The organism is Hydrogenovibrio sp. 3SP14C1 (genome assembly GCF_029625905.1).
Lineage (GTDB): Bacteria > Pseudomonadota > Gammaproteobacteria > Thiomicrospirales > Thiomicrospiraceae > Hydrogenovibrio.
In genome coordinates, this window is record NZ_JARTLM010000001.1 from 1 (window position 1) to 25,506 (window position 25,506).

General features: G+C 42.9%; 24 protein-coding genes. 9 read left to right on the top strand and 15 right to left on the bottom strand.

Going from position 1 to position 25,506, the window contains the following annotated elements:
* Positions 1-385 precede the first annotated feature (385 nt).
* Together tyrS and P8629_RS00010 are read right to left on the bottom strand one after the other, a co-directional pair.
* Positions 386-1,579, bottom strand: a complete 1,194-nt coding sequence (tyrS, locus tag P8629_RS00005; RefSeq protein ID WP_278163741.1) for a tyrosine--tRNA ligase — start codon at positions 1,577-1,579, stop codon at positions 386-388.
* Between the two features lie 16 nt (positions 1,580-1,595).
* Positions 1,596-2,546 (bottom strand): dihydroorotate dehydrogenase, encoded by a 951-nt coding sequence (locus tag P8629_RS00010; RefSeq protein ID WP_278163270.1) that lies wholly within the window; start codon positions 2,544-2,546, stop codon positions 1,596-1,598.
* Positions 2,547-2,576: 30 nt separating this feature from the next.
* On the opposite strand from P8629_RS00010, the gene P8629_RS00015 reads away from it, so the two are divergent.
* Positions 2,577-3,041, top strand: a complete 465-nt coding sequence (locus tag P8629_RS00015; protein ID WP_278163271.1) for a tRNA (cytidine(34)-2'-O)-methyltransferase — start codon at positions 2,577-2,579, stop codon at positions 3,039-3,041.
* 87 nt (positions 3,042-3,128) lie between these two features.
* Here P8629_RS00015 and P8629_RS00020 read toward each other — a convergent pair whose 3' ends face one another.
* The 4 genes from P8629_RS00020 to P8629_RS00035 are packed head-to-tail and all read right to left on the bottom strand — an operon-like array spanning position 3,129 to position 5,361.
* A complete protein-coding gene (locus P8629_RS00020; protein ID WP_278163272.1) occupies positions 3,129-4,163 on the bottom strand; it encodes an NAD(P)H-dependent glycerol-3-phosphate dehydrogenase in 1,035 nt (344 codons plus the stop codon).
* 15 nt (positions 4,164-4,178) lie between these two features.
* Positions 4,179-4,628, bottom strand: coding sequence for a protein-export chaperone SecB (gene secB / locus P8629_RS00025; protein ID WP_278163273.1), 450 nt, complete (start codon positions 4,626-4,628; stop codon positions 4,179-4,181).
* Between the two features lie 20 nt (positions 4,629-4,648).
* A complete protein-coding gene (gene grxC, locus P8629_RS00030; protein WP_278163275.1) occupies positions 4,649-4,915 on the bottom strand; it encodes a glutaredoxin 3 in 267 nt (88 codons plus the stop codon).
* Positions 4,912-5,361: a rhodanese-like domain-containing protein gene (locus P8629_RS00035; RefSeq protein WP_278163277.1), complete on the bottom strand. Its 450-nt coding sequence runs from the start codon at positions 5,359-5,361 to the stop codon at positions 4,912-4,914. Before P8629_RS00035 ends, grxC begins: the two co-directional genes overlap by 4 nt.
* 152 nt (positions 5,362-5,513) lie before the next feature.
* Here P8629_RS00035 and gpmI point away from each other — a divergent pair, with 152 nt between their 5' ends.
* From gpmI to P8629_RS00050, 3 genes are all read left to right on the top strand, one after another.
* Complete coding sequence (gene gpmI, locus P8629_RS00040) at positions 5,514-7,079, top strand: 2,3-bisphosphoglycerate-independent phosphoglycerate mutase (RefSeq protein ID WP_278163279.1); 1,566 nt, start codon at positions 5,514-5,516, stop codon at positions 7,077-7,079.
* Positions 7,080-7,334: 255 nt separating this feature from the next.
* A complete protein-coding gene (gltB, locus tag P8629_RS00045) occupies positions 7,335-11,816 on the top strand; it encodes a glutamate synthase large subunit (protein WP_278163281.1) in 4,482 nt (1,493 codons plus the stop codon).
* A 12-nt stretch (positions 11,817-11,828) separates the two neighbouring features.
* Positions 11,829-13,241, top strand: a complete 1,413-nt coding sequence (locus tag P8629_RS00050; protein WP_278163284.1) for an FAD-dependent oxidoreductase — start codon at positions 11,829-11,831, stop codon at positions 13,239-13,241.
* Between the two features lie 104 nt (positions 13,242-13,345).
* Here the strand turns inward: P8629_RS00050 and ccoS are convergent, their stop codons facing one another.
* The 9 genes from ccoS to ccoN all read right to left on the bottom strand — a co-directional run bounded on the left by ccoS (position 13,346) and on the right by ccoN (position 21,996).
* Positions 13,346-13,576, bottom strand: a complete 231-nt coding sequence (gene ccoS / locus P8629_RS00055) for a cbb3-type cytochrome oxidase assembly protein CcoS (RefSeq protein ID WP_278163286.1) — start codon at positions 13,574-13,576, stop codon at positions 13,346-13,348.
* 15 nt (positions 13,577-13,591) lie between these two features.
* The gene (locus tag P8629_RS00060; protein WP_278163288.1) at positions 13,592-16,090 is read right to left on the bottom strand and encodes a heavy metal translocating P-type ATPase; all 2,499 of its coding nucleotides are present in this window, start codon (positions 16,088-16,090) and stop codon (positions 13,592-13,594) included.
* A gap of 10 nt (positions 16,091-16,100) precedes the next feature.
* Positions 16,101-16,646: a FixH family protein gene (locus tag P8629_RS00065; RefSeq protein ID WP_278163290.1), complete on the bottom strand. Its 546-nt coding sequence runs from the start codon at positions 16,644-16,646 to the stop codon at positions 16,101-16,103.
* Between the two features lie 90 nt (positions 16,647-16,736).
* Positions 16,737-18,206: a cytochrome c oxidase accessory protein CcoG gene (ccoG, locus tag P8629_RS00070; RefSeq protein WP_278163293.1), complete on the bottom strand. Its 1,470-nt coding sequence runs from the start codon at positions 18,204-18,206 to the stop codon at positions 16,737-16,739.
* 150 nt (positions 18,207-18,356) lie between these two features.
* The gene (locus P8629_RS00075) at positions 18,357-18,494 is read right to left on the bottom strand and encodes a hypothetical protein (RefSeq protein WP_278163295.1); all 138 of its coding nucleotides are present in this window, start codon (positions 18,492-18,494) and stop codon (positions 18,357-18,359) included.
* A gap of 69 nt (positions 18,495-18,563) precedes the next feature.
* Complete coding sequence (ccoP, locus tag P8629_RS00080; RefSeq protein ID WP_278163297.1) at positions 18,564-19,463, bottom strand: cytochrome-c oxidase, cbb3-type subunit III; 900 nt, start codon at positions 19,461-19,463, stop codon at positions 18,564-18,566.
* Positions 19,464-19,484: 21 nt separating this feature from the next.
* The gene (locus P8629_RS00085) at positions 19,485-19,667 is read right to left on the bottom strand and encodes a cbb3-type cytochrome c oxidase subunit 3 (RefSeq protein WP_048810712.1); all 183 of its coding nucleotides are present in this window, start codon (positions 19,665-19,667) and stop codon (positions 19,485-19,487) included.
* Entirely contained in the window at positions 19,660-20,490 is an 831-nt protein-coding gene (gene ccoO / locus P8629_RS00090) for a cytochrome-c oxidase, cbb3-type subunit II (RefSeq protein WP_278163300.1), read from the bottom strand. The genes P8629_RS00085 and ccoO overlap by 8 nt, the downstream gene beginning before the upstream one ends.
* A gap of 75 nt (positions 20,491-20,565) precedes the next feature.
* Positions 20,566-21,996, bottom strand: a complete 1,431-nt coding sequence (ccoN, locus tag P8629_RS00095; RefSeq protein ID WP_278163302.1) for a cytochrome-c oxidase, cbb3-type subunit I — start codon at positions 21,994-21,996, stop codon at positions 20,566-20,568.
* Between the two features lie 392 nt (positions 21,997-22,388).
* Between ccoN and hisB the strand changes: the two genes are divergently transcribed.
* The 5 genes from hisB to P8629_RS00120 are packed head-to-tail and all read left to right on the top strand — an operon-like array spanning position 22,389 to position 25,498.
* The gene (gene hisB, locus P8629_RS00100) at positions 22,389-22,976 is read left to right on the top strand and encodes an imidazoleglycerol-phosphate dehydratase HisB (RefSeq protein ID WP_278163304.1); all 588 of its coding nucleotides are present in this window, start codon (positions 22,389-22,391) and stop codon (positions 22,974-22,976) included.
* A 3-nt stretch (positions 22,977-22,979) separates the two neighbouring features.
* Positions 22,980-23,621, top strand: a complete 642-nt coding sequence (hisH, locus tag P8629_RS00105; RefSeq protein ID WP_278163306.1) for an imidazole glycerol phosphate synthase subunit HisH — start codon at positions 22,980-22,982, stop codon at positions 23,619-23,621.
* A 15-nt stretch (positions 23,622-23,636) separates the two neighbouring features.
* Positions 23,637-24,377, top strand: coding sequence for a 1-(5-phosphoribosyl)-5-[(5-phosphoribosylamino)methylideneamino]imidazole-4-carboxamide isomerase (gene hisA / locus P8629_RS00110; protein WP_278163308.1), 741 nt, complete (start codon positions 23,637-23,639; stop codon positions 24,375-24,377).
* 9 nt (positions 24,378-24,386) lie between these two features.
* The gene (hisF, locus tag P8629_RS00115; protein WP_278163310.1) at positions 24,387-25,160 is read left to right on the top strand and encodes an imidazole glycerol phosphate synthase subunit HisF; all 774 of its coding nucleotides are present in this window, start codon (positions 24,387-24,389) and stop codon (positions 25,158-25,160) included.
* Positions 25,157-25,498, top strand: coding sequence for a phosphoribosyl-ATP diphosphatase (locus P8629_RS00120; protein WP_278163312.1), 342 nt, complete (start codon positions 25,157-25,159; stop codon positions 25,496-25,498). The genes hisF and P8629_RS00120 overlap by 4 nt, the downstream gene beginning before the upstream one ends.
* Positions 25,499-25,506: the final 8 nt, after the last annotated feature.

Genomic DNA, 25,506 nt, shown 5'->3' on the forward strand with positions numbered 1-25,506 from the left:
GGCTTAACATCTAATCAACGTCAAGCTTTTTTTACGCTTTTTTTTCGAAGTTTTTATTCTCGATTTTCATCTCAAATTACAACCTGAAAAACCCTTTTAAACGTCTCCAAACTCCGCGGCCTTGGCTGCTTTGTTTAGGCTCTGTTTGAAAGAGATGCGTATTCTAACCGCCACCCGTTTTTTTGCAACCCTTTTTTGCTTCTTTTTTTAAAGTTTTTTGACAGCGGTATGACACCCGTAACCAAATACCTTTTAATTTAAAGCACTTAGCCTTTTTATAGCCATTAAATTAATTTAACCTCACTCTTGAGACAATCCTTTAAAACCAAAAAACCGCCAGGCCTGGCGGTTTTTTGGGTCTTATATATAACGTAAAGAAAGAATATTAGGTGTTGACGGTAATGCGTGCAAATTTTCGCTTACCAACTTGGTAAACTTGTTTTTCACAACTCTCAACAGGTGCCCGACTATCCGTCACCTTTTCTCCATTCAACTTAACTGCGCCTTGCTTGACCATTCTATGACCATCAGACGTTGAAGACACTAGCTCCGCTTCTTTCAAAAGGTTTGCCAATGGCATGATTTCACTAAAGGTAAACTCAGGCATCTCATCTGGAATGGCATTTTTTGAAAAACGGGTTTCAAAATCTTTTAAAGCACCTTCAGCCGATTCTTTATTATGGAAACGCTCAATCAACTCCAACGCTAACTTGATTTTAATATTACGTGGATTTTCTCCATTCTCAACCGCGTCTTGATATCCAGCAATGGTTTCTAAAGATTCAAATGAGAGCAATTCAAAGTAACGCCACATCAACTCATCAGAAACTGACATGACTTTTCCGAACATATCATTCGGTGCATCTTTGATCCCAATATAGTTATTTAAAGACTTCGACATTTTTTGAACACCATCCAACCCTTCAAGAATCGGCATGGTTAAAGTACATTGCGCTTCTTTACCATAGTGTTGCTGCAAGGTACGCCCCATCAACAAGTTAAACTTCTGGTCGGTTCCACCCAGTTCGATATCTGCCTCTAAGGCGACTGAGTCATAACCCTGCACCAATGGATATAAAAACTCATGAATCGCAATTGGCGTATTCGACTGGTAACGCTCTCCGAAATCATTACGCTCTAACATTCTAGCAACGGTGGTCGTTCCTGCCAGCTTAATCATATCGGCTGCACTCAACTTAGACATCCACTCTGAATTGAACACGACCTTGGTTTTAGCAGGGTCTAAAATTTTAAACACCTGTTCTTTATAGGTCTCAGCATTATTCAACACATCTTCTTCCGACAAGGGTGGACGCGTCGCGCTTTTCCCGGTTGGATCACCGATCATCGCGGTAAAATCGCCAATCAAGAACAAAATTTCATGCCCTAGGTCTTGAAACTGACGCAGCTTATTAATTAATACGGTATGCCCTAAATGCAAATCAGGCGCTGTTGGATCAAAGCCAGCTTTAATTTTCAGCGGCTTACCTTTTTTTAATTTCTCAATAAGCTCTTTTTCTACTAAAATTTCTTCAGCACCACGCTGAATCACTGCCATCTGTTCTTCTACTGTCTTCATCATTGTTCTACTTATCTCACTGACCGCACAAAACGGTATCTGTATTTAATATGAGTTTACCCGTCATTTCTGAAACGGATTGATAGCCATAACGGGCCATATATTTCTTAATGTCTTTATTTATTTTTTTGACCAACAATGGGTCTTTCGCCATTGCTGTCCCAACGGCCACCATTGATGCGCCAGCCAATAAAAACTCAATCGCATCTTCTGCAGAGGCGATTCCGCCTAACCCAATAATCGGCACATTGTATTGTTTTGCGACTTGATAAACCTGGTGTACTTTTAAAAGTGCCACCGGTTTAATCGCTGGGCCGGATAAACCACCCTGGTTATTGCCTAAGGTCGGTCGCGCAGAATGAATGTCGATCTGCATCCCCATTAATGTATTAACAGCTGACAACATATCCGCACCGGCATCGATAACACGGCGCGCGCCTTCCGCAATATCCGTTTGATTCGGCGATAATTTTACAATCAATGGCTTGGAGGTATTGGCACGACACGCTTCGACCACTTTCGCAGCCATATCGGGATCATTTCCAAACGCCGCCCCGCCTTTCTTAACATTCGGGCATGAAATATTCACTTCAATGGCAGGTAAGTCGGTTTGATCGAACAGACGGACCACTTCGGCATACTCCTCAATAGAAGAACCGGACACATTAATAATAAATTGTGATTGGCTTAAGTCTAACTTTGGTAGATAATCTTTTATCACAGCATGAGCGCCAGGGTTTTGTAATCCAATGGAATTCAATAATCCACTGGCCGTTTCCATGACTCTTTCGGGCTTATTACCAAGCTTTGGTTCTAACGTGGTGCCTTTTAAAAACACCGCGCCGACATCGCGATTGGAAAACCCCGAAACAGCTTGGTACTCTATGCCATACCCCGCATTCCCTGACGCCATTGCAACAGGGTTTCGGAAGTTAAGACCACACAAATTAACAGATAAATCGACCAAAATTTTTCACCACTTAAAAGTTATAACAAAATGATACACATCATCTTATATGAGCCCGAAATTCCACAGAACACCGGTGCTTTAATACGTCTCAGCGCCAACATGGGCGCACATTTACACTTAATTCAACCTTATGCGTTTGACTTAAGTGAAAAGAAAGTGCGTCGCGCCGGACTGGATTATGCCGAACTCGCCAACTTGAAAGAACACTCTTCACTGGACGCTTGCTTAAGTGCGATCAAGCCGAATCGGGTCTTTGCGCTGACCACAAAAACTGAGCGCTATTATACCGAACCTGCTTTTGAAAACGGAGATGCTTTTTTATTCGGCCCTGAAACCCGCGGCCTTCCTAAAGATGTCATCGAAAGTTTACCTGAAAGCCAACGACTCACCATCCCAATGATTCCTGGCGGTCGAAGCTTAAACTTAGCCAATGCCGTTTCCGTTATGGCGTATGAAGCATGGCGCCAACTCAGCTTTGACATGAATTTATAGCATCTCCGCTCAGACTCCCAAACGGCAAAAACCACCAGGCCTGGTGGTTTTTAACGATTTACGCCCTCTGAAATAACTTACTCTTTTTTAACCAAGCTCTAACTCAGACCGGCCATGGCGGCGCATCAATTCTTTGACTGCTTGTTCCGCAGTACTTTGCCCAACAATAATATTGTAAACCTGTTCCATAATCGGCAAATCTAGCTGATATTTATCCGCAATCAACTTAACAGCTTTAACCGCTTTGACACCCTCAACGACTTGACCAATTTCTTCAATCACTTCATCAGCAGGTCGCTGCGACTGTGCCAGCATCAATCCAAATCGACGATTACGCGATAAGTCATCAGTACAGGTCAGCACCAAGTCACCCAAACCAGATAATCCCATCATGGTTTCATTCTTTGCGCCCAGTGCATCTCCAAACCGCATCATCTCAACCATTCCCCGGCCAATCAAAGCTGCGCGAGCATTCGCCCCTAGTCGCAACCCATCCGATAAGCCCGTTGCAATGGCCATGATATTTTTATAAGCACCACCCACTTCCACGCCGACTACATCGGATTGGGTATACATTCTAAAGGTGTCGCAGTGAAATGCATCCGCCCAAAATTGCGCTTCGCTGTGATCACATGAAGCACTCACCATTGCCGTCGGTAGCCCTCTGGCCACTTCTGCGGCAAAAGTAGGGCCTGATAACACCGCATAAGAAATGGCTTCACCTAGTTCTTGCTGCACAATCTCATGCAGCATTAAACTGGTTTCCGGCTCAAACCCCTTGGTGGCCCAGGCCAAATGATAATGATCTTTAGACCCCATCATGATCTGGTGCATTTTTTGCAACACGTCACGAAAAGCATGACTGGGGATAACCATTAAAACGGCATCGACTCCCGTCAACGTTACCGTCAAATCACTTTGTACACTTAAAGATTCCGGAAACGGCACACCTTTGAGATAACGGACATTCTCTCTTGCTGACTCTAACGCCGCCGCATTCTCAGGATTATGATCCCAGAGTTTGACCTGGTGGCCAATTCGTGACAAATGAATTGCCAACGCCGACCCCCAGGCTCCTGCGCCCAATACGGCAATCTTTAAAGGCTTTTTGGCTAACGTCACTCAGTCTCTACCAGTTTATTGTTTCGGTGCTTCAGCTTGCTGTTGCAAATGGTCTGCATAAATGCCTTCAAAGTTCACAGGCTCCAGCAACAATTGTGGAAATCCTCCACGCGTCACTAAGTCTGAAACTGTTTCACGCGCATAAGGGAATAAAGTATTTGGACATTGAACCCCTAGTAAATAGTTGGTTTCACCTTCGTCAAATCCCGTTAGAGTGAAAATACCCGCTTGCTCGACTTCACAAAGGAAGGCAGTTTTATCATCCATTTTAGTCGTCGCCGTAACGCGCACAACCACATGAAACACGCCCTCTTCTAAAGAACGGCTTTCGACATTTAAATCGACGTCTAGTTGCGGTTGAAAGTCTTGCGTGAATACTTCTGGTGAATTAGGTGCTTCAAATGAAACATTACGCGTATAGACTTTTTGAATCGCAAACTGCTTTTCTTGATTTTCTTCAGACATCTTGCTTTTAATCCTTAAAATTATTTTGCTAAAATTTGATCCAGCTCACCAGAACGATCAGCGGCTGATAATTCGTCAAACCCACCAACATGGTGATCGCCAACAAAAACTTGCGGTACGGTATTACGTCCACTCTTTTCTTGCATCGCTTGCCACATTGAACGATCCGTTCCGACATTAATCAAGTCGTATTTAAGCCCTTTACCATCCAGCAAACTCTTCGCCATAGTACAAAAAGGACAAGTCTTTGTCGCATAAACAATGATTTCTGGTTGTGTTGAGCTCACTTTTTTTCCTTTCTTAGCTTTTTTTTTGAAACCGGCTTATTCAAAGGTAATCCCGCATTTTTCCAAGACATGACCCCACCACTTAAATTATGGACGTTCGTAAACCCTTGTTTAACTAACGCTTTAGCCACCGATGCTGAACGCATGCCAGACTGGCAATACACCAATACATCTTCTTCTTTATGCTTCGTCACAGTATCCGGCTGTTTTGCAATTTCCGTCGATGAAATATTTTCAGCTTCACCAATATAACCGGTTTTATACTCGGCATCGGTACGCACATCTAAGACCCAAGCACCAGAATTATAAAGACGCACTGCTTCGCCCGCATTCACAGAACGATACCCTGAGACTCTGTCCCCAAAATAACTGAAAACCAGCATCATCACGATCACGCCTAATGCGATAAACAGAAAAATTTGCTCTTCCACAAATTCAATAAACATTCGTTTTCCCTTAAAATAACATATGAATCAAAATTCAAAGCTAATGATTTTAACAGTGAAACTGGTTACAATAAATGACATTTTGAAATTTTTATGCGTTTTGCTGAGAATGTCACCCTACTCATCAAAACATCTTCTCAAAAGGAAATGATATGACAAAACCCGTGCAAATTAAAAACCGACCAACTGGATTGATCATCTTGGATGGCTGGGGACATCGTGAAGCAACACAACACAATGCCATTGCACAAGCCCATACGCCAAACTGGGACAACCTGCTAAAAGACTACCACCATACGTTAATCAACACCTCTGGAATGGCTGTTGGATTACCTGAAGGTCAAATGGGGAACTCTGAAGTAGGACACATGAACCTGGGCGCCGGCCGCGTAGTATATCAAGAGTTAACTCGTATCCAGAAAGACATCGATGAAGGTCGTTTTTTTGAAAACAATGCACTTGTCAAAGCGATTGATGCTGCCAGCAATCGAGGTCATAAAGTCCATATTTTGGGCCTTTTGTCGGATGGTGGCGTACATTCACACATTGACCACATCAAAGCCAGTATCAAAATGGCCCACGACCGTGGCGCTAAAATCTACGTCCACATCTTTACCGATGGCCGCGATACTGCTCCGCAAAGCGCGCTTCAATACATTGAAGAATTAGAAGATTTCATGAAAGAACTCGGCGGCGGTCGTATCGCATCCGTAACAGGACGCTACTTCGCACTGGATCGAGACAACCGCTGGGAACGTGTTAAAAAAGCGCATGATGTTATTACCTGCGGTTCAGCCGAGTTTGAAGCTAAAAGTGCAAAAGAAGCTGTTGAAATGGCTTATGCTCGAGGTGAAAACGACGAGTTCATTCAAGCCACCGTCATTACTCGCAACAATGGCAAGCCAGCTCGCGTCAAAGATGGCGACTCTGTGATCTTTATGAACTTCCGTTCTGATCGCGCCAGACAATTGACTGAAGCTTTCATTATGGATGATTTTGCAGATTTTCATCGTTGCAAAACGCCCATTTTATCAGAATTCGTTACGCTCACAGAATACAAAAAGAATTTCGAAAAATTTGGTGCCTTGGTGGCCTACCGCCCAACCAGACTACGGAACACCTTTGGTGAATATGTCTCTAAAAAAGGATTAAAACAACTCCGTATTGCTGAAACTGAAAAATATGCACATGTAACGTTCTTTTTCAACGGTGGCGTTGAAGAACCGAATAACAATGAAGTACGTGTATTGATTAATTCGCCGCAAGTTGCAACGTATGACCTTCAACCAGAAATGAGTTTACCGGAACTAAAAGAGAAACTCATTGATGCCATTAACTCGGGTGAATATGATACCTTTATCTGTAACATTGCTAACCCTGATATGGTTGGGCATACTGGAGACTTTAACGCCTGCATTCAGGCGGCTGAAGCGGTTGATGAAGCATTGGGCGAAATCTTAGCCACCCTCAAAGCAGTCGATGGTGAAGCCATTGTCACTGCGGACCATGGTAATATGGAAATGTTATTCAATGAAGAAACAGGCAAGCCGTTAACATCACACACCACTTTCCCGGTGCCTTTCGTTTACTTTGGTAAGAAAGGTTACCCATTAAAGGACAATGGGGCTTTATGTGATGTTATTCCGACCTTACTAGACATGATGGGAATTAAAAAACCAGAAGAAATGACCGGCGTCTCTTTAATCGACAACGCTTAGTGCCAAGAAAGCGCATCCAAAATCAGCCAGGCCTGGTTGTTTTTGGGTGATACCTTTCTAAACAGAACAAACCTCATTTCTTTCCTTCATTCCCAATATTTTATTAGCGAAGGCGTGCTAAACATTGCTTTCAAACCGCTAAAAAAGTATAATTTCGCACCATTTTAATTTTTTCGCACTCAGATACCCAAACGTACCCTAAAAAGTGCCTTTATAACAACATGTTATAAATGTTTACAGACAGGAAACTGAATTATGAATTCACTCAACAGCTTACAAGGTCTATATTCTCCTGAATTTGAAAGAGAGAACTGTGGTTTCGGCATGATCGCCCAAATGGACGACAAGCCTAGTCATTGGGCGGTTCAAACAGCGATCGAGTCTTTGGCCAACATGACCCACCGTGGTGGTGTCGCCGCAGACTGCTGCACAGGAGATGGCTGTGGTTTATTGATCAAAAAACCAAACGCCTTCCTTCGCCAAGAAGCCAAAGACCTTGGATTCACCCTGTCTGAAAACTATGCCAGCGGCATGATTTTCTTAAACCAAGACGCAGACAAAGCCGCTTTTGCAAGAGCAGAATTAGAAAAAGCACTTGAATCTAAAGGGCTTAGCATTGCAGGTTGGCGAAAAGTCCCTGTTGCCTCAGAAGTACTGGGAGCACAGGCGGCAGGCATGGAACCGTTAATTGAACAGGTCTATATCAACGCGCCTGTTGAAATGAGTGATGCTGACTTTAACCGTGCATTGTTTGTTGCCCGTCGTAAAACGGAAATGGCGGTTGAGCCAAACGATGAAACCTTTTACATCGCGTCCTTGCATAGCCAATTAATTTCTTATAAAGGGTTGGTGATGCCAAAAGAACTTCCTGAGTTCTATTTGGATCTAAAGGATGAACGCTTTGAATCATCATTGGTTTCTTACCACCAGCGTTTTTCAACCAACACACTTCCACAATGGCGATTGGCTCAGCCTTTCCGCTTCTTAGCTCACAATGGTGAATTGAATACCATTAAAGGAAACCGTAATTGGGCTTTGGCGCGTCAGAGTAAATTTGACACACCATTAATTCCAGAGTTACCTGATTTGAAACCACTTGTGGCGCAAGAAGGGTCTGACTCTAATTCTCTCGATAACATGCTAGAAGTATTGATGATGGGGGATATGCCGGTTTTCCAAGCATTGCGTTTGTTGATTCCACCCGCCTGGCAAAACATGCCTCACATGGATCCGGACCTAAAAGCATTCCTAGAGTACAACTCCATGCACATGGAGCCTTGGGATGGTCCAGCTGGGATGGTTATCAATACCGGTAAATATGCTATCTGTGGTGTTGACCGAAATGGGCTACGCCCAACACGTTATGTCATTACCAAAGACCGCCATATTACCTTTGCTTCTGAAATCGGGGTGTATAACTATGCACCGGAAGATGTCGTTGAAAAAGGACGCCTAAAACCAGGCCAAGTGATTGCCGTTGATCTTGAAGCAGGTAAATTACTGATGCCTGAAGACATTGATGCAGGCTTAAAAGCAGCTAAACCGTATCGCGAATGGATGGATAAAGGGTACATGCACCTTGAAGAGCGCCTAGACACTGAAGATCATACCTTCAACTGGGACAGCAATCAGGCCGACATTTATCAGAAGTATTACCAAGTTACCTTTGAAGAGCGTGATCAAGTCATCCGTGTATTAGCAGAAGCTGGACAAGAAGCGACTGGTTCAATGGGGGATGATGCCCCGCTACCGGTCTTTTCTCATAAAGAACGCTCCGTGTTTGATTACTTCCGCCAAATGTTTGCGCAGGTAACCAACCCGCCAATTGATCCTTTACGTGAAAACATCGTCATGTCTTTGAACACCTGTTTCGGGCGTGAATTAAACATGTTTGACGAAGGTGAAGACCATGCGCGTCGTTTAGAATCACAATCACCGATTTTATCGCCTTCTATGATGAAGCACTTAACCAGCATCGTGGATGATAATTATCGTAACCAACGTATTTCATTACATTACACCCCTGAAACGAGCGACCTGAAGTCAGCCACCATTGCGGTTTGTGACCAAGCAGTTGAAGCGGTTAAAAACGGGGTTACACTGCTTATTTTAAGTGACCTTAACATCGAGAAAGGCCTGATTACGGTACCTGCAGCAATGGCAACAGGGGCGGTACATCACCGTTTAATCTCAGAAGGTCTACGCCCTGAAGCAAACATTATTGTTGAAACAGGAACCGCGCGTGACCCGCATCACTATGCAGTATTATTTGGTTACGGTGCGACAGCCGTCTACCCTTACCTGGCGTATGAAAGCTTGCAAGACATGATTCGTACCAAAGAGCTCGACGAAAAAGTTGGGATTTCAGAGTACATCAAGAATTATCGTAAAGGAATTAACAAAGGACTGTTTAAAATCCTGTCCAAAATGGGGATTTCAACCATTACGTCTTACCGTGGCTCACAGTTGTTTGAAGCCGTTGGTTTAAGCAAAGAGATTGTTGACCTATGTTTCAAAGGCACACCCACTCGAATTGAAGGAACGCGCTTTAAACATTTGGAAGCCGATTTAATCAAGCTTTCAAAATATGCCTTCAACCCTCGTAAATTCTTAAAACCGGGTGGGTTGTTAAAGTATATTCATGGTGGTGAATATCATGCATACAACCCAGACGTGGTCAATTATTTACGCGAGGCAGTGCAAAAAGGCGATCAAATCGCCTACAACAAATTTGCCAAGCTAGTCAATGAACGTCCTGCAATGACGGTACGTGACCTTATTACTTTTAAAGACCAGCTTAATCCAATTGAGCTTTCTGAAGTTGAACCGGTCGAATCAATCTACAAGCGCTTTGACTCCGCAGGGATTTCTTTAGGCGCACTTTCACCTGAAGCGCATGAGGCCTTGGCAATTGCAATGAACCGCATTGGCGCTCGCTCAAACTCGGGTGAAGGGGCTGAAGACCCTGCACGCTACGGCACGGAAAAAATGTCGAAAATTAAGCAGATTGCTTCTGGTCGATTTGGCGTGACGGCACATTATTTACGCAATGCTGAAGTGCTACAGATTAAAGTGGCGCAAGGTGCTAAGCCAGGTGAAGGTGGACAGCTTCCAGGTCACAAAGTGGATGCAACCATTGCGAAACTACGTCACTCTGTTGAAGGCGTCACGTTGATTTCACCACCACCGCATCATGATATTTATTCTATCGAAGATCTGGCACAGCTTATCTTTGACTTGAAACAAGTTAACCCGAATGCTTTGGTTTCAGTGAAACTGGTTGCTGAACCAGGCGTTGGGACAATTGCGGCAGGTGTTGCAAAAGCGTATGCTGATTTAATCACTATTTCAGGGTACGATGGTGGTACAGGGGCAAGCCCACTTACTTCGGTAAAATATGCAGGTAACCCATTTGAAATGGGGCTTGCTGAAGCGCACCAAGTCTTGCGAGCGAATGATTTGCGTGGACAAGTCATTCTTCAAGCAGACGGTGGGTTAAAAACTGGATTGGATGTTATTAAAGCAGCTATTTTAGGGGCGGAATCCTTTGGATTCGGTACCGCGCCGATGGTAGCACTTGGATGTAAATACTTGCGTATCTGTCACTTGAATACATGTGCAGTAGGCGTTGCAACACAAGACGAAAGACTTCGTAAAGAACACTTTATCGGTATGCCAGAAATGGTTATTAACTACTTCCGCTTTGTGGCCGAAGAAACCCGTGAGTGGCTTGCCAAGTTAGGGGTAGCCAAGCTGGAAGACCTTGTTGGACGTGTTGATCTGCTCAAAATGATTGATAAGCCTTTGACAGATAAACAAACCAGTATTGATTTGACACCGTTCATCACGGATGGCGGAGTACCGAAAGACAAACCTCAAACGGTGCAAGTCACTCGTAACAATCCTTGGGATGATGGGCATATCGCAGAAGAAATGGTTAAAACCGTTTTACCGGCAATTGAAAATAAAACCGGTGGAGAATTCGGCTTCCACCTTGTTAATACAGGACGCTCAATTGGCGCACGTATTTCAGGTGAGATTGCCCAGCGTTATGGAAACAATGGGATGAAAGACAGCCCGATTACGTTATCTCTGACAGGGATTGCCGGTCAATCGTTTGGGGTATTCAACGTCGACGGCCTAAACCTTCATCTTGAAGGGGATGCGAACGATTACGTTGGTAAAGGAATGTCTGGTGGTGAAATTGTAGTTCGTCCTGTTAAAGAACATGGCTTCGACCCTCACACAACCCCTATCGTAGGGAATACATGTCTTTACGGCGCAACTGGCGGGAAGCTTTTTGCTAATGGAACCGGTGGGGAACGTTTTGCCGTTCGTAACTCTGGTGCCACAGCCGTGGTTGAAGGCTTAGGTGACCATGGTTGTGAGTATATGACAGGTGGTTGTGTTGTCAGCTTAGGGCAAGTTGGCGTCAACTTCGGTGCGGGTATGTCAGGCGGGATGGCTTTCATTCTTGATCTAGACAGAACGTTACCGGATCGTCTAAATACGGAAATGGTTGAAGCCATTCGCATTGACACTGAGTCAACGGAGCCTTATCGCGTCTACTTATTAGAACTCATTACAGAATATGTTGAAAAAACCGGTAGTCAATTTGGGCAAGAAGTTATTGATAATTTCAGTCGCTACTTGCATAACTTCTGGTTAGTGAAATCACGCGCCATTAACGTTGAAAAATTATTGGATTTATTCGCTCACGGCGGTGGCGGGGAATAAAGGGAGCTAATCATGGGAAATGTAAGACAATTTTTAGAACTAGATCGACAGCTTCCATCTAAAAAAGATGCGATGGAACGTAAGGACAACTTTGAAGAGATTTATACAGAGTTTGATCCTCAACGTGCCATGGCACAAGCTGATCGTTGCCTTCACTGTGGGAACCCTTATTGTGAATGGGCCTGTCCTGTTCACAACTATATCCCTAACTGGTTAAAACTGGTGTCGGAAGGCAATATCATTGAAGCAGCGGAATTATCGCATCAAACAAACTCCTTACCTGAGATGTGTGGGCGTATCTGTCCACAAGACCGTTTGTGTGAAGAAGCTTGTACATTAGAAGATACGAACTTCGGTGCTGTCACCATTGGTGCCGTCGAAAAATACATTACCGATACCGCAACCGATATGGGTTGGACCCCCTCACTTGAAAATATCACGATGACGGATAAAAAAGTGGCTATTATCGGATCGGGTCCAGCCGGTATTGGGTGTGCAGACATCTTAATTCGTAATGGTGTTAAGCCCGTTGTGTTCGAAAAAGAACAAGAAATCGGTGGTTTACTTACCTTCGGAATTCCTCAGTTTAAACTGGATAAAGACATTGTAGTCAAGCGCCGTAAAATTCTAGAAGGAATGGGCGTCGAATTCCAATGCAATACTGAAATTGGAAAAGACATCGCTTTTGACACACTGCTTTCTGACTATGATGCGGTTTTCCTTGGTATGGGAACTTACAAACCTATGGCAGGACGCTTCCCAGGTGAAGATCTACCGCAAGTGTACAAAGCGTTAGATTTCTTAATCGGAAACGTTAAAAACGAATTGAAAATGAGACAAAGTCCAGAACCCTTTATCTCATTGAAAGGCAAGCGTGTTGTCGTATTAGGAGGTGGGGATACGACAATGGACTGTACACGTACTTCAATTCGTCAGGGCGCATCTGAAGTTTACTGTGTGTATCGTCGTGATGAAGAAAACATGCCGGGTTCTCGTGCGGAAGTTAAGAACGCTAAAGAAGAAGGGGTTCAATTCAAATTCAACCTTGCGCCAGTAGAAGTTATTGAAAAAGATGGACAAGTTGCCGGCATTAAGGTCATCCAAACTCGAATGGGTGAACCTGATGAAAACGGTCGCCGTCGTGCTGAAATGGTAGAAGGCTCTGAAACAATCATTGATTGTGATGCCGTCATCGTGGCTTTTGGTTTCCAGCCAAACCCACCAGCATGGTTTAAAGACTTCGATATCAGCTTAACCGATTGGAGCACTGTGGTTGCAGAAGAAGAATCAGAGTTCCCTTTCCAGACTTCCAACGCAAAAGTTTTTGCTGGAGGCGATATGGTACGCGGTTCAAGCTTGGTTGTTCACGCAATCGCTGAAGGTCGAAAAGCGGCCGAAGGGATTTTAGATTATCTGGACGTTTAATCATTCGGATTGTTATCGAACGGCACAAAAAAGGCAGCTTTTAGCTGCCTTTTTTATTACCTGATTTTATTAATTCTGACCAGGCCTGGCTATTTTTTAGTGACTCAGGAAGGTTTATCTTCTTTTAACTCTTTTGGATGCTCTGAAGCGTCAGCTGAATTTACTTCCGCATCTTTCTTCTTTAGCTCTTCATCAAACTCATCATCCATAAATATACTATTTGCAGCACCATCTAAATCGTCAAACTGACCCGATTTCGCCATCCAAATAAACACCACGACCACTAAAAAACCAAAGAAGAGCATCATGGGAATTAATCCAAATACAACATCCATATACTTTTCCTTCTCTTATTTAGATTGTGATTGTAAAAATTTTTGACGACGCTTCGCAATGGCTTTTTTACTATAAAACGATCGAATACGAGCAGCATTCCCAATAACCACCAAACTACTTAATGGCATTGTGATAGCAGCAATCAACGGAGTTAACATGGCTGCCATCGCCAAAGGCACTAAGGTAATATTATAAATAATTGAACTGGCAATATTTTCTTTAATCGTTTTCAGGGTTCGTTCCGACAAATCAATCGCTGTATCGACAGACAACAACTCATTATTTAACAAGACTATGTCTGCACAATCCATGGAAACATCGGTTCCAGATCCCAGCGCAATACTGACGTTTGCACGAGCCATGGCGGGCGCATCATTAATACCATCCCCAACCATGGCAACCATTTCGCCATTGCTTTGGAAGCTCTGAATTGCAAGGTGTTTTTGTTCAGGTAACACTTCAGCCTGCAATTCCATTCCGCCCAGTCTTTCAGCAACTGTTTCGGCAACCAGCTGGCGATCCCCACTTAACAACGTCACTTTTTTACCACGTTGCTTAAGGCGCTGAATCATTTCAGCCGCATCGTCACGAATCTCATCTTCTAAGAATAAAATCGCCACAATCCGATTATTTTGCGCAACCCACACACTGGTTTGACCTTGCTGAGCTTTATCCGCTTCAAGCGTACGCAGGGTATCAGGAATTCGTAAATTATAGCCTTCTAACCACTGAGCTGTTCCGATCTGATAATGTCGATCTTGAAGCTTCGCCTCTACCCCTTTTCCAGGATGTGCTTGAAAATAGGTCGTCGTCATATCTAACGTTTTGAGTTCGGGAGACTGAGCCTGCAGCCCCTGTACAATAGCTTTACCTAAAGAGTGTTCCGAATGAAACTCGACTCGAACTAAGTCTTTCAATAGCTCCTCTTCGTTCTCAACTTCATGTAATGTGTAATCCTTGAGCTGCATCTGCCCTTTCGTTAAGGTGCCCGTCTTGTCAAATACAAAATGATCAATGTGATTTAGAATTTCCAGTACGGCACCATTTTTAATCAATATACCGTTTTGTGCTGAAACACCTGAAGCTACCGCCGTTGCCATAGGAGTCGCTAACCCGAACGCACAAGGGCAAGTAATAATTAAAACAGACGTAGCTGCGATCATAGCAGTTTCTAAATCAGCACTGACAATCCAATAAACAAAACTTAATGTTGCTAACGCGATGACGACGGAAACGAACCAAGGCATAATTTTTTCGGCTGTACACTGAATAGGGGCTTTTGAGCCTTGCGCATCCTCAACCATATGGACGATTCTACCCAATAGGGTATTTTGTAAAATAGACTTCACTTTTATGGATAATGCACCATCCAAATTAATCGTTCCAGCCGAAACATTGGAAGCCACTGCTTTAAAGACTTCCCGTGACTCACCACTCAACATGGACTCATTCACATTTCCTGAGCCTTCGATAACCTCGCCATCAACTGGTATTTGATCTCCAGGCTTGACGAGCACCACGTCATCAACCTTAAGCTTTCTGACGGGCATCACTTCAATTCCTTCTGCCGTTTTAAGCCGAGCGACTTTAGGCTGTAGATCCATGAGTCGTCGTGTCGAATCAATGGCTTTATTTTTTGAGATGGCTTCTAGATAACGTCCTATTAACAGTAAAAACATAAAGTCGATCATCGTGTCATAATAGACATTGCCAGGGTGTAACGGGTCAACTGTGACCCAGAAGGAATAGAAATACGTCGTTAAAATACCCAACGAAATGGAAACATCCATGCCAATGGAACGAGATTTTAATGAAGTGATTGCACCTGATAAGAAGGGTTTACCTGAATAGGCGAGTGTAATCGTCGCAATGATAAACTCAATCCAATGAAAGTAGGGTCTGAACTCTGTGTCCTGATCTGCACCGGCATAAAGCGCCACTGAAAACCACATGACATTCATCATTGCAAAACCGGCAAACCCGAGTCGATAAAGTAAATCCCGATTTGCTTTGCGGAAAGCTTCCTCACTACTGGAAGCATCATAAGGGGTTGCATCATACCCCACTCTATTCAACTCTTGAATAATTTCCGAAAGCTTAATTTTGTCGTTATTCCAGCGCAACTTAATTTGCTTGTTGGTGAAATTGACTTTTGCCATTTGCACGCCATCCAACTTAGCTAGCGTATGCTCAATCAGCCAAATACAAGCGGCACAATGAATAGCTTCTGAAATGAGTGTAATTTCACGCTTTTGATCCAGTTCACTCACATATTGAGATTGAACTTCATCATAATCGAAAAACTCAACATCTTTATTCGGCGGCGGCGGAGGTGAAAAAAGCTCACCATCTGGTGTTCTTCGATAAAAACTCTCTAACCCGGCTTCATGAATGGCTTCGCAAACCCCAGCACAGCCATGACAACAAAATTCTTTTTCGGCTTGATTGATTTTACGAAGGATCAGGGCTCCCTGGTTAATGCCTTGTCCGCAGTGGTAGCATGATTGGTTCATAAAAACTTGCCTAAGAGGCGTCTTGAACCATGATTGAGCGGCCTAAATTAAAAACTTCTTCCCCTTTAGTCACTTCCATGACTAAATCATATTTACCTTTTAAAGGTAAGTTTACAGTCGCGCTATAAATACCTGTTTGACCCGTTGATTGAAAAGGTAAGTGACCATCATATTTTTTATTGGAAGGGCGATAGTAATACAGTACAGCGGTATCAACATCAAATGGTTGTCCTTTTTTATCCAACACTTTTACTGTGACGACTTGGTCCTCTCCTGCCTTTAAGAGCGGAAGGTCAATATTAAATTGCCAGCCGAGATCTTCCATGTGCTTTCTTTTTGCAATAATAGCACCCATATTTTTTCCCTTCTCGTAAAAGTCAGGAATGGTTAAGCCAGGAGCCGTTACAATTGCCATACTCACCATGAAAAAGTTTACGGTTAGGACAACTACTAGAATTAGAAGCCACCCAATCACAAATGGATTCTTCCAAGCAACACTCCAATCACGCTTATCTTTTTTAGCAGAAGAGTCTGCTTTATCTTTAATATTTTCCAAGGATTTTCCTCCATAAAAAAGGCCCTGATTAAGGGCCAAATTATACCTGAATTTCAGGAATGACAACATCGCTAGTTTATTGAAATACTCTTAACGCATTCGCGGACCAATAAACATACTTTCATAGGTTTCCCTGATATTAGGATTATTCATATCTTGCACTGTGATTTGGATTGGGGTATTCGCACTGGTCAAATCTTTCTTAGGAATTTTAACCAAGAGTGTAGCGGTACCCACATTTCCAGGTGATACGTGCATCACTTTATCGACAATATAGATCAAACTATCTGGTCCTGTGACTGTTATTTTTGCGGCAATTGGTTCATTACTTTTATCTACAACCTTGACGTAGTATTTATTTTGAATCGTACGATCACTCATCTGAACAAATAAAGGCGCTCTTTCATGAAGCACTTTGACATCAATAGGGGACATTGTTGTTAAGCCCCATATCATGGCCGCTGCTGCGAAGGTCATAATTGAGGTATAAACCAATACTCGAGGGCGTTTGTAGAAAGGAATAAATGGCTTCCCTGCAAACTCTGCTAAGGATGCGTAACGAATCAATCCTTTCGGTTTTTTAATTTTTTCCATGACCGAGTCACATGCATCAATACAAAGGCCACAGGTTATGCAACCAAACTGCTGACCTTTACGAATATCAACGCCTGTTGGGCACACTGCCACACATAAGTTACAGTCAATACAATCTCCAAGTTTAGGCGCTTCTTCTCCCGGCTTAACTCGTTTTATTCGGCCTCGAGGTTCACCTCGGTCAATATCATAAGTTGGCACGACCGTTTCCGTATCAATCATTGCGCCTTGAATACGCGCATAAGGACAGAAACCAATGCAAACTTGTTCACGCATAAAACCTGCAAAGAAAAAGGTCGCTGCAGCTAGCCCTAAAATGATAGTGGTTTCTGTGGCAGTCCAATCCAGGGTAAATAATCGTTCCCATAACCCTAAAGCAGGATCAAAATATGCAACAAAACTAAATCCCGTCATAAAAGCAATAACACCCCATGCAATCCATTTTGGGATTTTCTTGCTAAGCTTATTAAAACTAACAGGAGATTGATCAAGTTTTACACGTTTGTTAGGCAAACCTTCAAATTTTTCTTCCAACCAAGTAAACACATCTACCCAGACGGTATGGAAACAAGCATATCCACACCACATTCGACCAGCGACAGCCGTGGTGGCGGCTAATAATAGCGCGAAGAAAAGCAAAATCATGGCTAAGATCCAAATATCCTGTGGCAGCACGGTAATACCAAAAAAGTGAAACTGTCTGTTTGCTAAATCAAATAAAATTGCCTGACGGTCATCCCAACGCAGATAAGGACCAATAAAAAGAGACAACCACATTGCAGCTACAATCCACTTTATTGTTCGGAAAGTTCCTCCCATCCGCTTGGCATGGACAGTTCCTTCAGTATGCACTGTTAAAAGCTCCACACCGATATGCTGCAAATTTTTATTTGAAGTATCCAAGTCATCCAACAAAGACTTAGTTTGTGAACTGTTGGTATATTCCGTATTGTGTTCTTCTGACATATTTAATCCTTAATCGTCATTTATGCGTTGGATAGATTCTATAAAAAATATTACTCTAGGCATAAATAATATTTTTTATACATACTGATAAACGAAAAAAGGCCTAATTTTATTAGGCCTTTATTTAACTGATTAACTTAACACTTTTGGTTAAGAATCTTTTTCATCTTTTTCCAATCCTTCCATAGCACGTGTTGCTTTCCAAGCAAAACCAATTAAGGCAACGATTGAAAAAACCAAAGCGGCAATAGAACCCCATAGAACCCAGTCACTATTTAAATCATTCATTTCTGTCTCCTTATTGACATCAATCAATCTACTTAAGGATAAAGAGAGCAGTTGCTCTCTCTTTATATTTTACTGACCGCCGCCAAGCGAATAAACATAAACTGCTAGGCGCTTAATGTTAACTTCTGGATCGGGTAAACGCTCTTTAAAGGCAGGCATCACTGCTTTACGAGTATTTTCAGTTAACTCGCCACCTTTCTTAACATTCACACCATAAGTAATGGTTTTGATGACTTCATCTCGATCGCCACTGAAGCGCCATACACCATCGGTTAGGTTTGTCGCCCCAGCAGGTGCTAATGGCTTACCAGCCGGACCATGACAAGCTAAACACATACCTTTTGTATAAGCAGCTTTACCAGGTGCATATTTTGATTGATCTGCTTTACCTTCACTTAAAGCGATAACATAATCAGCAACTTGTACAATTTCTTTATCTGTTAAGTTCCCCATCATCCCTCTAGCAGGCATGTTACCAACACGTCCGTTTGAAATCGATGCTTTAATTTGAGAAGGTTTACCCCCCCACAACCAATCATCATCGGCAAGTACTGGAAAATTAGGATTACCTTGTCCACCTGCACCATGACATGCTGCACAGTAGTCACCAAAAAGTACTTTTGACGTTTTTACTGCATAGGTTTTCAGCTCATCATTTTTAAGAATCTCATCAACTGATAAGGCAGCCAACTGTTCTTCTTGGTCTGCAAATTTTGCTTTACGCCAATTTTCAAGAACCGCTTTGTCTTCTTTGTACTCTTCAATCTGAGTCCAACCAGCCAGACCTTCAAAATGAGAATCTTTTAACGGAATTGTCGGGTAATACAATGCGTAAAAAATCATCATTACAAAACCAGCATATAAAGACAACATCCACCATAATGGAGGCGGGTTATCTAATTCACGAATATCTTCATCCCAAATGTGACCAGTATTCCCTTCATCTGGCCAAGGATTATTATGTGCCATATTTATTCTCCTCAGAATAATTTAATCTTCATCTAGTATTTTGAATTTTTCCTGCTCTAATTCTTTCTTTTTACTAGGACGTAATGTCCTAGCAAAGGTATAGAGCATGCCAAAAAACACGACCACCGTAATAATAAGGCCAGCCCAATCCGAGCCTGTCATTGCTGACCAATCGGTATCAAGGTAGGCTTCAAGATTACTCACGGTATGACTTACTATCGTCTAGTTTAACCATGGTGCCTAACACCTGAAGGTATGCAACCATCGCATCCATCTCTGTGTAGCCTTCAATCGCTTTATTGGCATTTTCAATTTCTTCATCCGTATATGGCACACCTAACGTACGCATCACAGAAAGACGCTCTGTCATATCACGCTCTGTACCAAAGAAGTCTTCACTAACCGGATTTTCAGCTAACCATGGGTAAGCAGGCATTACCGATTCCGGAACCATATCCTGAGGACGTAATAAATGCATAACATGCCATTCATCTGAGTACTTACCACCCAAACGAGCTAGGTCAGGCCCTGTACGCTTTGACCCCCACTGCATAGGGTGGTCATACATTGACTCTGTTGCCAAAGAGAAATGACCATAACGCTCGCGCTCATCACGGAACGGACGAATCATTTGAGAATGGCAAATATAACAACCTTCACGCAAATAAAGGTCTCTACCGGCTAGTTCAAGTGGTGTATATGGACGCACACCATCACCCGCTTTCCAGTCTGCAATTACCCAATTTCCATTACGATCTTGCTTATAAAGTGCTTTATCTGATACCAACTTACCATCAGTATCTTGTGTAAAGGTACGCTCCCAAACTAACTCAGGGAATTTTTCATTCTTTACGTTACCGTATTTATCGGTTTTTTCAGTATAGTCCACAGTATCTTTGAGATAAAACAATGGGACGATTTCTACAATACCCGCGATTGAAACGGCCAATGCAGTTGCCATGAACAACCCGAAGATATTTCTCTCCAGACGTTCCTGTAAATTTTTAGGTTCTTGATTATCTGACATGAGTCTATTGCTCCTCAAACTCATAATTTCAAAATTTGCGACAGTATGACCTGTCGCAATTCGATTGATACTGGATTAAGCGTTAGCGGTTGCCGCTGCTGTTTCCTTCGCATTCGCCATACGGATTGTCATAATAACGTTATATAACATAACTACCGCACCAGAGAAGAACAATAGCCCCCCTACAGTACGCATGACATAATATGGGTGCATCGCCGCAACAGACTCAGCAAATGTATATGCAAGCGTACCGTACTCATCATAAGCACGCCACATTAAGCCTTGCATGATACCTGATACCCACATCGCTACGATATAGAATACTGTACCAATTGTCGCTAACCAGAAATGGAAGTTAATTAACTTCATTGAATACATATCAGTATTCCATAACTTCATAACCATATGGTAAAGCGCACCGATAGAAATCATAGCAACCCAACCTAATGCACCAGAGTGAACGTGACCAATCGTCCAATCCGTATAGTGTGAAAGTGCATTAACTGTTTTCGCTGCCATAACCGGGCCTTCGAATGTCGACATCGCGTAGAAAGCCAGCGCAATGATCAAGAATCGCAAAATATAATCTGTACGAAGTCTATCCCAAGCACCTGAAAGCGTTAACATCCCGTTAAGGGCACCACCCCAAGAAGGAATGATCATCGCCAAAGAAATAACCGCACCCAATGACCCTGTCCAGTCAGGTAATGCTGTATATTGTAAATGGTGAGCACCTAACCAAACATAACCGAACATCAATGCCCAGAAATGGATAACCGATAAGCGGTAAGAATAAATAGGACGTTGAGCTTGCTTAGGAACAAAATAATACATAATCCCTAGGAAACCAGCTGTCAAGAAGAAACCAACCGCGTTATGACCCCACCACCACTGAATCATGGCATCTTGAACACCTGCGAACAGTGAATAAGAACGGAACATAGAGACCGGAATAGCAAGACCATTCACGACATAAAGATAAGTGATCGCAATCATCATCCCCATAAAGAACCAGTTCGAAACATAAACGTTCGGGTGTGTTTCTTTATTTCGAGATGCAATCGTCATTATAAAGTTTAACGTGTAAAGCGTCCAAACCAATGCAATCGCAATGGCTAAAGGCCATTCTTGCTCATGATATTCTTTTCCTGTTGTCATCCCTAGAGAAATAGTCAAAACAACTGCCAACAAGCCAATCGTAAACAAAATAGCGTTTGTCCATGCCATCCCATTACTCCACAGTCGCACACCATTGGTACGCTGAACAGTATAGTAAGCCGTTGCCATCAATGTCATACCACCAAAAGCAAAAATAACGGTATTTGTATGCATCACACGTAATCTTGCAAAAGTAATTTCTGCAATATCAAAGTTTAAAACTGGCCATGCTAATTGCGCTGCAGCAAAAGTTCCCAAAAAGGTCCCTAATACCAAAAACGTAATCGCACCAACAGCTAAGTACTTAACCACACCATCATCATATTGTGGTTTTGCTGTAGTATCCATCAGTTGGATTCCCCCTTATAGTCAAAATTTAATCAACTCTTTCAATGGAAGACCAAATTCCAAAGCATAGAGCGAGTTCCTCAAGCGCATTATATGAATGTCCAACAAATGCAACCAGCTCTAAAGTTCCGAAAAACTTAATCTAAATCAACAAATTGATTCAAACTCGCTTTTAGTCAGTCTCTTGATAAAAGAATCGACCTAAAAAATATCGACGCAATTATCTCAAAAAACAGATCGATTTTTAGCTTTCTGTTACAAATTTTTTTTATAACACGCATTAAATTTTCCTAAGCTCCTAAAGTTAAACTAAAATTTAACCATTAAATTCAATCGAAAATAGCTATAATATCGCCTTTTAATACCCTATATCTTCAAAGGGAGTCAACAGCATGCGTCAAGCGACTATTCAGCGAAACACTTTAGAAACGAAAATCGAACTGTCTGTCAATCTAGACGGTACGGGAAAAGCCGACCTGAATACAGGCGTCCCCTTCCTTGAACACATGTTAGATCAAATCGCACGGCATGGCTTAATTGACCTCACCATCAAAGCTGATGGAGACACTCATATTGACGACCACCATACAGTTGAAGACATCGGAATCAGCTTGGGAATGGCTTTAAAAGAAGCCGTGGGAAACAAAAAAGGTATTAACCGTTATGGGCATGCGTATGTACCATTGGATGAAGCCCTATCTAGAGTTGTGATTGATTTGTCTGGCCGTCCTGGCTTAGTTTTTAACGCTGACTTTACTCGTGCCAGTATTGGTGGTTTTGACACAGAACTTGTTGCCGAATTTTTTCAAGGCTTCACCAATCACGCTCAAACCACCTTACACATTGACTGTCTTCGTGGTAAAAACGCCCACCATCAAGCAGAGACTATTTTCAAAGCATTTGGCCGTGCACTCAGAATGGCCTTAGTAACGGATGAAAGAATGGCTGATCAACTCCCATCAACAAAAGGTGCTTTATAAACGATGGCTGATCAAAAACTGGTAACCGTTATAGACTATGGAATGGGTAACTTACGCTCTGTTGCCAAAGCAGCAGAGCATGTCGCCGGCAGCAATACTAGAATCTGCATCAGCAGCAAAGCTGACGATATCGCTGCGGCAGACGCCATTATTTTTCCTGGGCAAGGGGCTGCCAAAGCATGCATGAAAGCATTAAATGAAAGCAATATCTCGCACACACTCATGCAAGCTGCATCTGAAAAACCTTTTTTAGGTATTTGTATGGGTCTGCAAGTCTTAATGACGCACAGCCAAGAAAATGAAGGTGTCGATTGCCTCGATATTTTAAAAGGCGATGTTCAGCAGTTTGACCTCAGCACCTACCCAGAACTTAAAATGCCTCATATGGGGTGGAATCAAATTCATCAAACAACAGACCACCCTCTATGGCACAACATTGAACAAGACAGCCGATTTTACTTTGTACACAGTTATTTTGTCTCCCCTCATGACAAACACATCATTGCCGGGGAAACCACGCATGGCAACAAGTTCACATCGGCCATCGCACAAGACAACTTATTTGCCATTCAAGCACACCCTGAAAAAAGTGCTGACGCTGGCTTACAACTCTTTAAAAATTTCCTAGATTGGAACGGACAATAAACAGAAAGGTTTACCATGCTATTAATTCCTGCAATTGACTTAAAAGATGGCGAATGCGTTCGACTTCGCCAAGGCTTAATGGACGATGCAACCGTCTTCTCCGGCGACATTGTTGCGATGGCAGAACGCTGGGTCAATGAAGGTGCCCGTCGATTACATATGGTTGACCTTAATGGTGCTTTTGAAGGAAAACCCGTTAATGGCGATGCGGTTTATCAAGTGCGCGAAGCGTTTCCAGACCTGCCTATCCAAATCGGCGGTGGCATCAGAGATTTAGAAACGATTGAAGCTTACTTAAAAGCCGGCGTGAGTTACTGCATTATTGGCACAAAAGCTGTTCACAATCCAGAGTTTGTTGCTGAAGCGTGCAAAGCGTTTCCTGACCATATTATGGTTGGCCTTGATGCCAAAGAAGGAATGATTGCCATTAATGGTTGGGCAGAAGTTACTGACCACAATGTGATTGAATTAGGTAAGCAATTTGAAGACGATGGCGTGGAAGCCATTATTTATACCGATATCGGCCGTGACGGCATGATGCAAGGCGTTAACATTGAAGCAACTCAACATCTAGCAAAAGCACTTAACATTCCGATTATCGCCTCGGGAGGCATCACGAACCTAGACGATATTCGAGCGCTGGCGACCATTGAGCAAGATGGCGTAAACGGAGCCATTACAGGGCGCGCCATTTATGAAGGCAGTTTAGATTTTAAAGAAGGCCAGGCGCTTTCTGATGAACTATCAAAGGCATAAGAATTCAATATGAGTTTAGCGAAACGAATCATTCCCTGCTTAGATGTCGATAATGGGCGAGTTGTTAAAGGCGTTCAGTTTGTCGACATCCGTGATGCAGGCAACCCTATCGAAGTAGCAAAGCGCTATGACGAACAAGGGGCAGACGAAATTACTTTTCTTGACATTACGGCGACCGCGCATGACCGTGGCACCATTGTCCATGTGGTAGAAGAAGTGGCCAGTCAAGTTTTCATCCCCTTAACTGTTGGTGGCGGTATTCGCTCTGTTGAAGATGTTCGTACCATGCTGAATGCGGGCGCTGATAAAGTAGCGATTAACTCTGCAGCCATCTTCAACCCAGCTTTTGTCAAAGAAGCCTGTGATACTTTCGGCTCACAGTGTATCGTGGTTGCCATTGATGCTAAAAAAGTTAGTATAGAAAATGAGCCTGATAAGTGGGAAATATTCACCCACGGAGGCCGTAAAGAAACGGGAATTGACGCCATTGAATGGGCCAAAAAAATGGAAACGCTTGGCGCTGGAGAGCTGCTGGTCACCAGCATGGACAAAGATGGAACAAAAAGCGGGTTTGATCTGGCGTTAACACGCACCATTGCTGACAGTGTTAAAATTCCTGTCATTGCCTCAGGAGGCGTTGGCGAACTTTCAGACTTATGCGATGGCATCACACAAGGTCATGCAGAAGCTGTTTTAGCCGCTAGCATTTTCCACTTTGGGCAGCACACCGTACAAGAGGCCAAACAGGCCATGCAAAAAGAAGGAATTGAGGTTCGACTATGAGCAATGATATTTTATTACAATTAGACAAAATCCTAGATGCTCGGAAAGCAGACTCCCCTGAAACTTCTTATGTTGCCAGCCTGTATGAAAAAGGCTTGGATAAAATCTTAAAAAAAGTGGGTGAAGAAGCCACCGAAACCGTGATGGCAGCAAAAGATGCTGAGTACACTAAAAACAACGACAACCTGGTTTATGAAGTGACCGACCTTTGGTTTCATACTTTAATTCTACTGTCTCACCAAGGGTTGTCCAGCACCGACATCACCAATGAATTACAAAAACGATTTGGTCTATCCGGCCATGAAGAAAAAGCGAACCGTTCAAAAAACGATTCATAATAATAAAA